Annotated in this window: 13 protein-coding genes; 10 read left to right on the top strand and 3 right to left on the bottom strand. The window is 69.2% G+C overall.

Going from position 1 to position 13,238, the window contains the following annotated elements:
• Window positions 1-44: 44 nt before the first annotated feature.
• The 8 genes from OF380_RS06200 (at window position 45) to OF380_RS06165 (ending at window position 9,732) form a co-directional block, all read left to right on the top strand.
• Complete coding sequence (locus OF380_RS06200; RefSeq protein ID WP_264049890.1) at window positions 45-968, top strand: D-alanine--D-alanine ligase; 924 nt, start codon at window positions 45-47, stop codon at window positions 966-968.
• Window positions 935-1,918 carry a cell division protein FtsQ/DivIB gene (locus tag OF380_RS06195; protein WP_264049889.1) on the top strand — a complete coding sequence of 328 codons (984 nt, stop codon included), beginning with the start codon at window positions 935-937 and terminating at the stop codon, window positions 1,916-1,918. Before OF380_RS06200 ends, OF380_RS06195 begins: the two co-directional genes overlap by 34 nt.
• A gap of 60 nt (window positions 1,919-1,978) precedes the next feature.
• Window positions 1,979-3,301 (top strand): cell division protein FtsA, encoded by a 1,323-nt coding sequence (gene ftsA / locus OF380_RS06190; protein WP_264049888.1) that lies wholly within the window; start codon window positions 1,979-1,981, stop codon window positions 3,299-3,301.
• Window positions 3,302-3,418: 117 nt separating this feature from the next.
• A complete protein-coding gene (ftsZ, locus tag OF380_RS06185; protein ID WP_264049887.1) occupies window positions 3,419-5,227 on the top strand; it encodes a cell division protein FtsZ in 1,809 nt (602 codons plus the stop codon).
• A gap of 327 nt (window positions 5,228-5,554) precedes the next feature.
• On the top strand, window positions 5,555-6,502 hold the full coding sequence (gene lpxC, locus OF380_RS06180) for a UDP-3-O-acyl-N-acetylglucosamine deacetylase (protein WP_264049886.1): 948 nt from the start codon (window positions 5,555-5,557) through the stop codon (window positions 6,500-6,502).
• Window positions 6,503-6,723: 221 nt separating this feature from the next.
• A complete protein-coding gene (locus OF380_RS06175; RefSeq protein WP_264049885.1) occupies window positions 6,724-7,602 on the top strand; it encodes an outer membrane protein assembly factor BamD in 879 nt (292 codons plus the stop codon).
• A 132-nt stretch (window positions 7,603-7,734) separates the two neighbouring features.
• Window positions 7,735-9,402, top strand: a complete 1,668-nt coding sequence (gene recN / locus OF380_RS06170; RefSeq protein ID WP_264049884.1) for a DNA repair protein RecN — start codon at window positions 7,735-7,737, stop codon at window positions 9,400-9,402.
• Window positions 9,403-9,522: 120 nt separating this feature from the next.
• Window positions 9,523-9,732: a hypothetical protein gene (locus OF380_RS06165; protein ID WP_264049883.1), complete on the top strand. Its 210-nt coding sequence runs from the start codon at window positions 9,523-9,525 to the stop codon at window positions 9,730-9,732.
• 6 nt (window positions 9,733-9,738) lie between these two features.
• Here OF380_RS06165 and OF380_RS06160 read toward each other — a convergent pair whose 3' ends face one another.
• Together OF380_RS06160 and OF380_RS06155 are read right to left on the bottom strand one after the other, a co-directional pair.
• Window positions 9,739-9,981: a hypothetical protein gene (locus OF380_RS06160; RefSeq protein ID WP_264049881.1), complete on the bottom strand. Its 243-nt coding sequence runs from the start codon at window positions 9,979-9,981 to the stop codon at window positions 9,739-9,741.
• A gap of 89 nt (window positions 9,982-10,070) precedes the next feature.
• The gene (locus OF380_RS06155) at window positions 10,071-10,577 is read right to left on the bottom strand and encodes a GcrA family cell cycle regulator (RefSeq protein ID WP_264049880.1); all 507 of its coding nucleotides are present in this window, start codon (window positions 10,575-10,577) and stop codon (window positions 10,071-10,073) included.
• A 328-nt stretch (window positions 10,578-10,905) separates the two neighbouring features.
• Here OF380_RS06155 and gph point away from each other — a divergent pair, with 328 nt between their 5' ends.
• Window positions 10,906-11,598 carry a phosphoglycolate phosphatase gene (gph, locus tag OF380_RS06150; protein ID WP_264049879.1) on the top strand — a complete coding sequence of 231 codons (693 nt, stop codon included), beginning with the start codon at window positions 10,906-10,908 and terminating at the stop codon, window positions 11,596-11,598.
• A gap of 81 nt (window positions 11,599-11,679) precedes the next feature.
• Here gph and OF380_RS06145 read toward each other — a convergent pair whose 3' ends face one another.
• On the bottom strand, window positions 11,680-12,396 hold the full coding sequence (locus tag OF380_RS06145) for a DUF4142 domain-containing protein (protein ID WP_264049878.1): 717 nt from the start codon (window positions 12,394-12,396) through the stop codon (window positions 11,680-11,682).
• A gap of 614 nt (window positions 12,397-13,010) precedes the next feature.
• Between OF380_RS06145 and OF380_RS28755 the strand changes: the two genes are divergently transcribed.
• Window positions 13,011-13,232 (top strand): DUF6968 family protein, encoded by a 222-nt coding sequence (locus tag OF380_RS28755; protein WP_404810601.1) that lies wholly within the window; start codon window positions 13,011-13,013, stop codon window positions 13,230-13,232.
• Window positions 13,233-13,238: the final 6 nt, after the last annotated feature.

Here is a 13,238-nt window from a genome sequence, read left to right as displayed (position 1 = left end):
TCAGTGCGTCAGTTGCGACCGACGTCTCAACCAACGGAGTCCCCATGTCCAAGCACGTCGCCGTCCTCATGGGCGGGTGGTCCTCCGAGCGGCCGGTCTCCCTGAACTCGGGCAACGCCTGCGCCGATGCCCTGGAAGGCCAGGGTTTCCGCGTGACCCGCGTGGATGTCGGACCCGACATCGCCACGGTGCTCACCGACCTTCGGCCCGACGTGGCCTTCAATGCCCTGCACGGGCCGGCGGGCGAGGACGGGACGATCCAGGGTCTACTGGAGCTGCTGCGCATCCCCTACACCCATTCCGGCGTCCTGGCCTCGGCGCTCGCGATGCACAAGGAACGTGCCAAAGTGGTCATGCGGGCGGCCGGCGTCAGTGTCCCGGAGGGGCGCGTCGTTAACCGTCATGAGGCCGCGAAGTCACACGTGCTGACGCCGCCCTACGTGCTGAAGCCGGTGGCCGAGGGCTCCTCCATGGGGGTCATCATCGTGCGCGACGGACGCTCCCATCCGCCCCAGGAAGTGGGCCGTGAAGATTGGGGCTACGGCGATGAAATCCTTGCGGAAACCTACGTTGCCGGACGCGAGCTGACCTGCGCCGTCATGGGCGACAGAGCCCTCGGGGTGATCGAGATCAAGCCGGCTTCGGGGGAGTGGTACGACTTCGATGCGAAGTACGCCGAGGGGGGGTCGATCCACGTCCTCCCGGCAGAAATTAAACCAAATCTTTACCAGCGTGTCCAAGAGTTGTCGTTAACGGCGCATCAAGCACTCGGGTGCCGGGGCATCAGCCGTGCGGACCTTCGCTACGACGACACACCGGGTGGAACCGGTGCCCTCGTCGTCCTGGAGGTCAACACGCAACCCGGCATGACGAAGACGAGCTTGGTCCCGGAGATGGCAGCCCATGCGGGCTTTGGTTTCGGTGAGCTCGTTCAATGGATGGTGGAGGACGCAACGTTGGGCCGGTAGGGGCCGAAGGCCCGTCCGGCGGCCACGGCCTCGGCCACGGTCCCGTGGGGCCGGCCGCCGGCACGGTCGGCTCCGTCCGTGCGGCGCTCGCCGGCCGGCTGCGCCGCTTCACACCGCCGGGCCGTCGCTCCCGCCTGGCGGTTCCGATCGAACGGCGCGTGCCGCGCCACCTCGGCACGGCGGTGTTCTCGGTCTCCTTCGCGGCCCTCGCGCTCGCCGGCTTCGTGGGCAGCGGCGCCTATGACCGCTTCGTGGCCGAGCACGGCCGCCCCCTCGACATCATGGCGCGGCTCGCCGGGTTCGGCGTCGAGCGCGTCACCATCTCGGGCATCGCCCGGCTCTACGAGCGCGAGGTGCTTCAGGCCGCCGGCATCGACGCCCACTCCTCCGTCGTGTTCCTCGACGTGGCGGAAGCGCGCGAGCGCCTGCTGGCGGTGCCGCTCATCGCCAGCGCCTCGGTGCGCAAGGTGTACCCGAACGAGATCGTCATCACCCAGGTGGAGCGTGAGCCCGCCGCCCTCTGGCAGCGCAACGGCGTGATCGCCGTGATCGCTGCCGACGGGACCGAGATCGACCAGATGCGGGACGACCGCTACGCGGCGCTCCCCCTCGTGGTCGGCGACGACGCCAATCTCAAGCTCAAGGATTACCTCGCCCTGATCGAGGCGGCGGGTTCGCTCGCCGAGCGCATCAAGGCCGGCACCTATGTCTCCGGCCGGCGCTGGACCCTGAAGCTCGACGGGGTCGACATCCGCCTGCCCGAGACCGGCGCCACCGAGGCCCTGGCCCGCTTGGTCAAGCTCGAGCGCGACAACCGCATCCTGAGCAAGGACATCATCGCGGTGGACCTGCGCATGCCCGACCGGGTGGTGGTGCGGCTCACCGAGGAAGCGGCCGCGGCCCGCGCCGAATCCCAGAAGAAGCCCAGGCCCAAGGGGACCAGCACATGAGCCGCACGATCCGTCCGGCGCATCCCGCGTCCCGCCACACCCTTTCCGCTCGGTAGCCCGATGCACGACCCGCACGGCCTCACCCCCCGCATGAAACCCCTCTCGGCCCGGCGCAGCACCACCCTCTCGGTGCTCGACATCGGAACGAGCAAGGTCGTCTGCCTCATCGCCGAGCTTCAGCCGGCCGAGGCGCTGAGCACCCTGCGCGGGCGCACCCATTTCGCCCGCGTCATCGGCATCGGCCACCAGCGCTCTCAGGGGCTTAAGGGCGGCGTCATCGTCGACCTCGAATCCGCCGAGGCCGCGATCCGTCAGGCGGTCCACGCCGCCGAGCGGATGGCCAAGGTCGAGGTGCAGTCGGTCATCGTGAACATGTCCGGCGGCCGCATCGGCTCGCAGCACTTCGAGGCCCGCGTCAACACCCGTACCGGCACCGTCACCGGCGCGGACGTGGAGCGCGTGCTGGAGACCGCCTCGGCCCACGGCGTCAGCCCCGGCCGCGCCGTGCTCCATGCTCTGCCCACCGGCTACGCCATCGACGGACAGGGCGCGGTCATCGATCCCTCCGGCATGATGGGCGACGCGCTGGGGGTCGACCTCCACGTGGTCACCGGCGAGGCGGCCGCCGCCCGCAACCTGATGCTCGCCGTCGAGCATTGCCACCTCGGCGTCGAGGCGGTGATCGCCACCCCCTACGCGGCCGGCCTCTCGGCCCTGGTCGACGACGAGGCCGAGATGGGCGTCGCCGTGGTCGACATGGGCGGCGGCACCACCAGCGTCGGCGTGTTCTCCGGCGGCCACCTCGTCCACGTGGACGCGGTCGCGGTCGGCGGCCACCACGTCACCATGGACATCGCCCGGGGCCTCTCCACCCGGGTCGCGGCCGCCGAGCGTCTCAAGACGCTCTACGGCTCGGCCATCGCCACGGCCTCCGACGAGCGCGACATGATCGCGGTCCACGGGGTCGGCGAGGACGAGGGGGACGCCCCCACCCACGTGCCGCGCTCGCAGCTCGTGCGGATCATCCGCCCGCGCGTCGAGGAGGTGGTGGAACTCGTGCGCGACCGCCTGCGCGCCGCCGGCTTCTCCGCCCAGGCCGGGCGCCGGGTGGTCCTGACAGGCGGGGCGAGCCAGCTCGTCGGACTGCCGGAAGTCGCCCGCCGGGTCATGGAAGGCCAGGTCCGCATCGGCCGGCCCCTGGGTATCCGGGGCCTGCCGGAAGCCGCCAAGGGGCCCGCCTTCTCGGCGGCGGTGGGCCTCCTCGTCTACCCGCAAGTGGCGCATGCGGAGCATTTCGAGCCGCGGGGCCACGGGGCCTTCGCCGGCACGGGGACGGACGGCTACCTCTCGCGCGTCGGACGCTGGATCCGCGAGAGCTTCTGAGACGACCTCCGGCCCGGCCGAAACCCCGCGGGGTGGCCGGGACCGGACGACGAAAATCGGCGCCCCGACCTACGCGGGCGTCAAACGAAACGTGAAAGGCACGAAAGGCTCGACACCATGGCCATTTCTCTGCAGGCGCCGGATATCCGGGAACTCAAGCCCCGCATCACCGTCTTCGGTGTCGGCGGAGCCGGCGGCAACGCCGTCAACAACATGATCGAATCGGGCCTGCTCGGCTGCGAGTTCGTCGTCGCCAACACCGATGCCCAGGCGCTGACCTCCTCGAAGGCCGAGCGCGTGATCCAGATGGGTCTGGGCGTGACGCAGGGGCTCGGCGCCGGATCGCACCCGGAGGTCGGCTCGGCCGCCGCCGACGAGGTCATCGACGAGATCCGCGACCAGCTCTCCGGCGCGCACATGTGCTTCATCACCGCCGGCATGGGCGGCGGCACCGGCACCGGTGCGGCCCCCGTCATCGCCCGCGCGGCGCGCGACATGGGCATCCTGACCGTCGGCGTCGTCACGAAGCCGTTCCAGTTCGAGGGCGTGCGCCGCATGCGCACGGCCGAAGCCGGCATCCAGGAGCTTCAGGCCGCCGTCGACACCCTGATCGTGATCCCGAACCAGAACCTGTTCCGGGTCGCCAACGAGAAGACCACCTTCGCCGACGCCTTCGCGATGGCCGACCAGGTGCTCTACTCGGGTGTCGCCTGCATCACCGACCTCATGGTCAAGGAAGGCCTGATCAACCTCGACTTCGCCGACGTGCGCGCCATCATGCGCGGCATGGGCAAGGCCATGATGGGCACCGGCGAGGCCTCCGGCGAGAACCGCGCCAACCGGGCCGCCGAGGCGGCCATCGCCAACCCGCTCCTCGACGACGTCTCGATGAAGGGCGCGCGCGGCCTGCTGATCTCGATCACCGGCGGCAACGATCTCACGCTCTACGAGCTCGACGAGGCCGCCACCCGCATCCGCGAGGAGGTCGACTCGGACGCCAACATCATCCTGGGTGCCACCTTCGACGAGAGCCTCGACGGCATCATCCGGGTCTCGGTGGTCGCCACCGGCATCGAGCCCGCCCTGATCTCGGCGAACTCGCAGAACAACCCCGACATCGTGCAGACCGAGCAGCGCATCGCCGAGGTCGCCGAGCGTCTGCGAGCGGAAGCGAGGGCGCGGGCGGCACAGCCCGCGCAGACCTTTCGTCCCGCCGGACAGGAGCCGTCCCTAGCAGCTCCGGCCGCCCCGCTCGCGGCCGCGTCGCCCACCCAGGCGGCCCCCGCTGCATCCGCTCCGGTCCTCTCTGCGCCGCTCCAGGCGCCCGTCCAGCCGCTTCGCGCGCCCGAGCCGGTGGCCCATGCGCCCGAGCCGATGCGGGTGGAGCTGCCGCAGGCCCCGGTCATGCGCGACGAGGTGATGCTGACCCAGACGCAGCCCCGCGCCGCCATGGCCTACGAGCCCGCCCCGATGGTGCAGGCTCCCGAGGCCGCGCCCCAGCATGCCGCCGGTCCGTTCGTGCCGCCGCGTCCGGCGGTGGCCGTCGCCCGCGCGCCGCGCATGCCGCAGATCCAAGACCTGCCGCTGCCCGCTCAGGCCCAGCTGCGGGCCCGTGAGGAGCAGCCGGTGGAGCCGGCCGGCGACTCGAAGCGCATGACGCTGCTGCGTCGTCTCGCGACGGTGGGCTTCGGTGGTCGCCGTGAGGAGGCCGAGCCCGCATCCCCGCCGATGCGCGCCCCGGCCGCCCCGGCGCCTCAGGCCGCCGCGCCGACCGAGTATCCCAAGCGCGCGCCGGTCCAGGCTCCCCCGGCCTACCGGCCGGCCCAGGGCAACCTCGATCCGCAGGGTCGCATCGCGCCCCAGCCCCGGATGATGGACGACGACCAGCTCGAAATCCCGGCTTTCCTGCGCCGTCAGGCCAACTGAAGCCGGGGGTCTGACGACCCACGACGCACAGGCTGAGATATTTTCGCAACAGACCCGGAGCCTCGCGGCTCCGGGTTTTGCTCGTTGTTAAGATATTGTCAGGAAACGGATTTTGGATTCGCGTGATGAATCCTCGGCTGTAACACAGCGTAAGAATCCGTGATTTGGCCTCGCTTTGAGGCGCGGCTATACGAATTTTGGAACGAAAAGGCGCGGCGGTTTCGACCGTCAAGCGCCGGCAGGGGCTTCAAGCAGCGGACGGATCAGAGGGGCTGATGGCCCATCCCGATGGGATGAGCACGCCCGATCACGGCCGAGGGCTATGGAATGCGAACGAACCAGCAGACAACTCTCAAAGCCCCCGCGACCCTGAGCGGCATCGGCGTGCATTCCGGGAACCCGGTCGAGATCACGCTGCATCCGGCGCCCGCCAATCACGGCATCGCCTTCCTCCGCACCGGAATGCCCACCGGCAACGACCGTCTCATCAAGGCCCATCACGCCTGCGTCTCCGCCACCGAACTCTGCACCGTGATCGGTGACGTCGAGAGCGGCGCGGTGGCCACCATCGAGCACCTGATGTCGGCGCTCTACGGGCTGGGGATCGACAACGTCCTCGTCGAGATCGACGGGCCCGAGATGCCCATCCTCGACGGCAGCGCGCTTCCCTACGTCCAGGCCATCGACGCCGTCGGCACCGCCACCTGCGGCGCCCCCCGCCGCTGGATCAAGGTTCTCCGCTCCGTCCGTATCGAGGTCGGCCGCGCCTTCGCCGAACTCCGCCCCATCGACCGGGGCTTCCGCCTCGACGTCGAGATCGATTTCGAGAACCCGGTGATCGGCCGCAGCCGCAAGGCGATGGACCTCACCCCCTCCGCCTACCGCCGCGAGATCGCGGGCGCGCGCACCTTCGGCATGATGCGCGACGTGGAGCGCTACTGGAAGGCGGGCTTCGCCCTCGGCGCTTCCCTCGAGAACACCGTCGCGGTCGGCGAGAACGCCGTCGTGAACCCGGAGGGGCTGCGCTACACGGACGAGTTCGTCCGCCACAAGTTCCTCGACGCGGTGGGTGACCTGGCGCTGGCAGGCCTGCCGCTCCAGGGTGGCTACCGGTCCTATTGCGGCGGCCACCGCATGAATGTCGGCGTCCTCACGGCCCTGTTCTCCGATCGCGCCAACTACGCCATCGTCGAGGGCGCCAGCACCCGCCGCGAGACGAGCCTGACCGAGTTCGGTGCGAGCCTCGGCATCGCCGCCTTCGTCGGCGACCTGTAGCGCTCCCGACACACCTCTTCTTTCTGTTAAGGGCGTGGCCTGCCCGCCGCTTTCACGCCCAAATCGCGCTCCACGGTGAATCGAGCGTGAAAACGGGCTGTCCGTCCGGTGTGCAGCGCACCCGGACCGTGGCATGAGGCCGTCAGCCACGCGGCCGAACCTTTGTGATGGCGTGACGACGCGCGTCCGAGAGCGGACCCGTCTGTTGGGGGAAGACCGGAATGCGCCTTACTCAACCCAAAAGCGGTGCGATGGCGGCCGTGCTGGTGACCCTCGTCGGCCTCGGGCTGGGTGGCTGCGATGCCCTCGACTCGATCAATCCCTTCGCCGAGAAGTACAAGCCGGAAATCCTCCCCGACGTTCCCGCCGACAAGCTCTACAGCGAGGGCTTGGCGCGGATGGAGGACAAGGACTACGAGGGCGCCTCGAAGAAATTCGGCGAACTCGACAAGACCTACAGCTACTCCGACTGGTCGCGCAAAGCGCTTCTGATGACCGCCTACTCGAACTACGAGGGCGCGAAGTACGACGACGCGATCAACGCCTCGAAGCGCTACCTGCAACGCCATCCGGCGAGCAAGGACGCGGCCTACGCCCAGTACCTGATGGCGATGTCGCATTATAAGCAGATCCCGGACGTCACCCGCGACCAGGAGCGCTCCGAGAAGGCGCTCGTCGGCCTGCAGGAGCTCGTCCAGAAGTACCCCACCTCGGAATACGCCGCCGACGCCAAGGCCAAGATCCAGATCACCCGCGACCAGCTCGCCGGCAAGGAGATGGAAGTCGGCCGCTTCTACCTGGAGCGCCGCAACTTCCCGGCCGCCATCAACCGCTTCCGCGACGTGGTGAGCAAGTATCAGACGACCCGTCACGCCGAGGAAGCGCTGGAGCGCCTCACCGAGGCCTACATGGCGCTCGGCCTGACCCAGGAGGCGCAGACCGCCGCGGCGGTGCTGGGGCATAACTTTCCCGACAGCCCCTGGTACAAGGACGCCCACGCGCTCCTGCAGAACGGTGGCCTTGAGCCGCGCGAGGAGAGGACCTCCTGGCTCAGCAAGATCTACCGCGGCGTCATCGGCCGGACCGCCGAGGCCCAGTAAGGCCTGCCCGGCACCCCGCCACCCCATGTCGCATGGCCGCTCCCCCCGGGGGGCGGCATCTTTTTGCGTGAAGCCGGGGCCAGTTCGCCGTAAAGACGGCGCCAGCGTTCACAACGGGGCCCCATACGCGGCATGCTGAGCCAGCTCGCGATCCGCGACATCGTTCTCATCGACAAGCTCGTCCTGAACTTCCGCGAGGGCCTCAGCGTCCTCACCGGCGAAACGGGCGCGGGCAAGTCGATCCTGCTCGACGCCTTCGCCCTGGCGCTGGGCGGGCGCGGCGACGGCCGTCTCGTGCGCCACGGCGAGGGCCAGGGCGCCGTCACCGCCGTGTTCGACGTGCCCCTGGACCATCCCGCGCGGGCCCTCGCGGCGCAGGCCGAGATCGATACCGAGGGCGACCTGATCCTGCGGCGGGTGCAGATGGCCGACGGGCGCACCCGCGCCTTCGTCAACGATCAGGCGGTGGGCGTGCAGGTGCTGCGCGCCATCGGCGCGGCGCTGGTGGAGATCCACGGGCAGCACGACGACCGCGCGCTCGCCGACCCCACCACCCACCGTGCCATCCTCGATGCTTTCGGCGGCCTGCAGGGGCCGCTGACCCAGGTCGCCGAGGCGGCCCGGCGCGTGAAGGCCGCGCGCGGCGCGCTGACCGAGCGCCGCGCGCGCGTGGAGGCCGCCGCCAAGGAGGCCGACTTCCTGCGTCACGCGGTGGGCGAACTGGAGACGCTGGCGCCGGAGCCCGGCGAGGAGACGAGCCTCGCCGAGCGCCGCACCGTGATGCAGCAGAGCGAAAAGGTCGCCCGCGAACTCAACGAGGCGATCGAAGCGTCGGGGGGCGGCATCGTCTCCCACCTCTCCGCCGCCCTGCGCAAGCTGGAGCGGCGGGCCGCGCAATTGCCGGCCCTTGTCGAGCCCTGCGTCGCGGCCCTCGACACCGCGCTGACCGCCCTCGACGAGGCGCATACCGTCCTCGACGCGGCCCTGCGCGAGGCCGAGTTCGACCCGCGCGAACTGGAGCGGGTGGAGGAGCGCCTGTTCGCCCTGCGGGCGGCCTCGCGCAAGTACCAGGTGCCGGTGGACGATCTCGCGGCGCTGCGTGAGCGCTATACGGCGGACGTCGCCGCCATCGATGCCGGCGAGGAGGCTCTGGCCGGGCTCGAAGCGACGCTGGCCCAGGCGGAGGCGGTCTACGCCAAGGCGGCCGCGAAATTGAGCGAGGGTCGCAAGCGCGCTGCGAAGGCCCTCGACGCGGCAGTGAAGGCCGAATTGCCGCCGCTGAAGCTGGAGCGTGCCCGTTTCATCACCGAGATCGCCACCGACCCGGAGTCCCGCGATCCCGCCGGCATGGACCGGGTCGAGTTCTGGGCCCAGACCAATCCCGGCACGCGACCGGGCCCGATGATGAAGGTGGCGTCCGGCGGCGAGCTCTCCCGCTTCATGCTCGCCCTCAAGGTGGTGCTGGCCGACAAGGGTTCGGCGCCGACCCTGATCTTCGATGAGATCGACACGGGCGTCGGCGGCGCCGTGGCGGATGCCATCGGCGCGCGGCTCGGGCGACTCTCTGCTCGCGTGCAGGTGGTGGCCGTGACCCATGCGCCGCAGGTGGCCGCGCGGGCCGAGACGCATTTCCTGATCGCGAAGGATCCCGTCAAGGGCAGTGATCGGGTGGCCACACGCGTCGCATCCCTGGAGGCGCCCGCGCGCCGCGAGGAGATCGCCCGGATGCTGGCGGGCGCGACCGTGACCGACGAGGCGCGCGCCGCCGCCGCCCGTCTGCTTCAGGCCGCCGACGCCTGAGAACGCCGGGAATCGAACACGGTTAACCTGTCCTTAACCATGCTCGGTAACACTCGCGTAACGGCGAGTGCGCTCCGATTCGGCGCCGGCGTTGGATCGCTCGAACGAGGGACTGAGACGTTGGACCAGAGAATTTGCGACGGCGGGGGCCGCATCGACATCGAGGGTCCCTGCGAACCCAACCTGCCCGACGACACCCGGTACCGGCTCGGGACTGCCCTCAGGTCCATCTACGAGGAGACCTGCGATATGCAGCCGATCCCGGATAGCCAGATCGACCTCCTCCTGCGCCTGAGGCACCGGGAGCGGGATCTGCGGCGGATCGACTGACCGAGCCTACCAGCGGCGCGCGTTGGGCTGGCGCTTGTATTCCGCGGCCCGGATCTGGGTCAGGACCCGGTCCAGGCAGAGCAGGAGCGATTTTTCCGTGCTGGCGGCCCGGTCGACGTCGTCCTGGCCGGTGCCGAATTGCTGGTGCATCCGGGCGAGGGACAGTTGCCGCTCGAGGTCTTCACGCTGGGCGTGCAGATCCTGAAAGGCGGCCTCGGCCTCTTCGGTGGTGCTCGATGTCTCCGTCACGGTCCATCACCTTCCCGTGCCGGTTTAGAACCGGCGACCAGGAAGAACGCGCGACATCGTGAAAGCGTGCCATGCGGGCCGCGCCCGGATCAGCGAAATCCGCCGATGCGCCGGTCCCGCCTGCGTTCCGCCGCCGGCTGATAGGCGATCTGCGCGTGCGTGGGACAGTAGGGCAGGCCGGTAATCGACCGGTCTCCGCAGAAATGGAAGTCCGGCGCGGTCGGGTCGCCGATGGGCCAGCGGCACATCGATTCCCTGAGGTCCATGATGGTCACGCGCCGCGAGACCGAGAGTCCCACGGGAGCGGCCTTCGGGCCGGACCGGATCTCCACGGGCATCTCGCCGATCGGGATCACCCCGTCGCCGGACGCCAGGGATTGGGTCTCCCCGTCGAGGACAGCCTCGACCGGGGTGATTCCGGCTCCCTCGCCGTTCTTCACCCGACCCGAAAGGCCGAGGCGATGGATCTTGCCGATGACGGCGTTACGCGTGACACCGCCGAGCTGCGCGGCGATCCGGCTGGCGCTGAGGCCCTCCTCCCACAACCGACGCAGCAGGTCGACGCGCTCCTCCGACCAACTCGGGACCGTCTCCATCTTCGCCCCTCCGAAATCGTCCGCACCCGCCCGGTCCCCGCCGTCGTTCCCACTCGGGAGCGCCGTGCCGACGCGGGCGAAGCCGCCGGATGATGGCCGAACCGACCCCCCGGCCGTCGACTGAGCGAACCGTACAGGAGGCGGAGACGCGGAAGCAAGTGCGGGCCGGATGCCCCTTTTGAGCCTGCGGCACCTGTCCACCGGCAAAGCTTGGCCGCGCAGGACACGCTGACCTCGCCGGATCACCGGACATGGTCTAGAGCCGGGGCCATCCGATCTTCGGCTCCGGGCGCAATGCGCGCGTGGGGCGATCCGACTGCGAGACCCCATGACCGAGTTGCCGCCCACCCTGCCGCCCATCGCCGTGTTCGACCTCGACGGGACCCTGGCCGAGACCGCAGGCGACCTGATCGGAACCCTGAACGTGATCCTGCGCCGGGAGGGATTGCAGGCGCTGCCCCTGGAGGAAGCCCGCGACATGATCGGAGCGGGCGCCAAGGCTCTGATCCAGCGCGGCTTCACGGCGGCCGGCGAACCCCTGAGCACGGAGCGGCTGGAGGCGCTGTTCGGCGACTTCATCACCCATTACGGCGACCACCTCTGCGAGCAGTCGCACCTGTTTCCCGGCGTGCCGGAGGCCCTGGATGCCCTGCGCGCGCGCGGCTTCCTGCTCGCGGTCTGCACCAACAAGTACGAGGCCCAGGCCGTGCGCCTGCTCGGCCTCCTCGGCGTCGCCGACCGCTTCGCGACGATCTGCGGCCGGGAGACCTTTCCGTACTTCAAACCCGACCCGCGCCACATCACCCTGACCGTGGAGCGGGCTGGAGGAGATCCGGCCCGGGCTGTCATGGTCGGCGATTCCCGCGCGGATATCGACGCGGCCAAGGCCGCCGGCATCCCGGTCATCGGGGTCCCGTTCGGCTATACCGACCGGCCGGTGACGGAACTCGGACCCGACCGGGTCATCGCCCATTTCGACGAACTCGGCGATGCCGTTGCCGCCTTGGTCCCGGCTGCCTGACGTTCGGCGCGTAGCCGCAAACGCGAAGGGCCGCCCCATCACGGGACGGCCCTCCGTCGTCACGGCATCAGGACGAGGTGATCAGTTGATGCGGTCCGCGAGGTTGGCCGAGTGGGCGTGCTCGCCGGCGATGTAGGGCAGCGCCTGATTGGCGAACTCACGGCCCTGGGAGCTGTCACCGTTGCGGGCGTAAGACGCGTAGAGGCCGAGCGTCCGGGCATCCGAGCGGGCCTGCTGATCCACGTAGGTGCGGTCGAAGTCGTGGCCGGCGCGGGCGGACTTCAGGCGATCGATGCGGGCCTGACTCTCGGCGCCGATGGCGACGCGGCGGCCGGGCTCGGCGGGGCTGTTGTCCACGAGACCGACGCCACCGAGGACGCCACCGACCACGCGCTGGGCGATGGTCGCCGAAATCGTCACGGGGGCGAGCACGACGCCGATCGGGTTGTCGAGGCGGGTCTCGAAGGGCTGGGTATCGGAGACCACGGTGCCGCCGGCGGTCAGCGAGGTGCCCTCGGGCAGCAGCGCCTGGGTGGTGGCCTTGCGCTCCACGAGGACGTTATGGGCGTACTGGCGCACGCGCGGGTTGCGCGAGCGCTCCAGGGCGATGCGGCTCGACTCGATGCTCACCGCATCCGAGCGCAGGGCGGCCGAGCGGAAGTCCGAGGTATCGGTCACGGCGGGCTGGTTGCCGTCGAACTGCGGGGCGACGCGGAACGACAGGGGCTCCTGGGCGAGCGCCGGGGTGGCGAGGGCGGCGACCGAGAGGCCGAGGGCGGCGACGAGAGATTTGTTCATGGCGGGACCTTTCCGGGGCGCCTTGGCGACGCCGTTGGGGAATATCGTTTGCGGTGCGGCAACACGTGGCCCGATGGCCCGTTCCACCCTGCGTCGCATTGGAGCATTGCGTTCGCGGGGGTGTTCTTCACCGATGCCGCCTCCATCACGGGTCCGTCCCACGTGGCGATCCGGGTCCGAAAATCCGGCTGCCGAGCCTGCCCATGGGTCTTGCCCGAAGGTCTTCGGAAGGCCCCAAGATCGCGCCTTTGCCGCTCCTCGACGGCATCGCCAGCGTCTTCGGCCGGGCCAAGGGAGGAAGGCGTTCAGCCTGATTGTGCTGTTCAAATCGCCTTCGAGCGAACGATACGGATCGAATTCATAATCTTGTATCGCGGCGGAAAGTGCGCTTTTGCTGAAGATGACGATGACTGAGCAGTCGATATCTCGAATGATGTCAGGAATTGCCGCTTGTGAGACGTGGCATTCGATTTTGCCCTTGAATGAGAAGGAAAAGGGCAATGCTCATCGCTGGGCAGATCTTGGAATATGAAGCGGAAGATGGCGATGTTCAGTTCTAAATCGTCGGATTTGCTCCGCAGACAGACGATTTATCGTAGGCTTGTCGATATCATATCGATTGGTCGCACGGAATAAGGTCAAGTTCTGGCGCGGATCTTGATGCCGTTCAGGTTCTTTATCTGACGCTGCAGAAAATCAACATCGATATCTATATGAGTGAGTACCACGCCGGCGGCCGCCTCTTCTGGGGTGAGACAGGCGCGGGTTATGGCTTTCCCGGTCCCAAGAATGGACGAAACCTCCTCATCGGCGACGACCTGAAATTCGAAGGTTGAGTGCGC

It is taken from the genome of Methylobacterium sp. FF17 (genome assembly GCF_025813715.1).
Taxonomy (GTDB): Bacteria; Pseudomonadota; Alphaproteobacteria; order Rhizobiales; family Beijerinckiaceae; genus Methylobacterium; species Methylobacterium flocculans.
Note: the sequence above shows the minus strand (reverse complement) of the source record. Positions and strands in the feature narration are given on the sequence as shown.

Bases quoted from the DNA above. Each gene is read 5' to 3' on its own strand.
- ftsA (WP_264049888.1), top strand. From the start codon at position 1,979: ATGCACGACCCGCACGGCCTCACCCCCCGCATGAAACCCCTCTCGGCC.
- OF380_RS06155 (WP_264049880.1), bottom strand. From the start codon at position 10,577: ATGGAGACGGTCCCGAGTTGGTCGGAGGAGCGCGTCGACCTGCTGCGT.
- recN (WP_264049884.1), top strand. From the start codon at position 7,735: ATGCTGAGCCAGCTCGCGATCCGCGACATCGTTCTCATCGACAAGCTC.
- OF380_RS06195 (WP_264049889.1), top strand. From the start codon at position 935: ATGGATGGTGGAGGACGCAACGTTGGGCCGGTAGGGGCCGAAGGCCCG.
- OF380_RS06200 (WP_264049890.1), top strand. From the start codon at position 45: ATGTCCAAGCACGTCGCCGTCCTCATGGGCGGGTGGTCCTCCGAGCGG.
- OF380_RS06145 (WP_264049878.1), bottom strand. From the start codon at position 12,396: ATGAACAAATCTCTCGTCGCCGCCCTCGGCCTCTCGGTCGCCGCCCTC.
- lpxC (WP_264049886.1), top strand. From the start codon at position 5,555: ATGCGAACGAACCAGCAGACAACTCTCAAAGCCCCCGCGACCCTGAGC.
- ftsZ (WP_264049887.1), top strand. From the start codon at position 3,419: ATGGCCATTTCTCTGCAGGCGCCGGATATCCGGGAACTCAAGCCCCGC.
- OF380_RS06175 (WP_264049885.1), top strand. From the start codon at position 6,724: ATGCGCCTTACTCAACCCAAAAGCGGTGCGATGGCGGCCGTGCTGGTG.
- gph (WP_264049879.1), top strand. From the start codon at position 10,906: ATGACCGAGTTGCCGCCCACCCTGCCGCCCATCGCCGTGTTCGACCTC.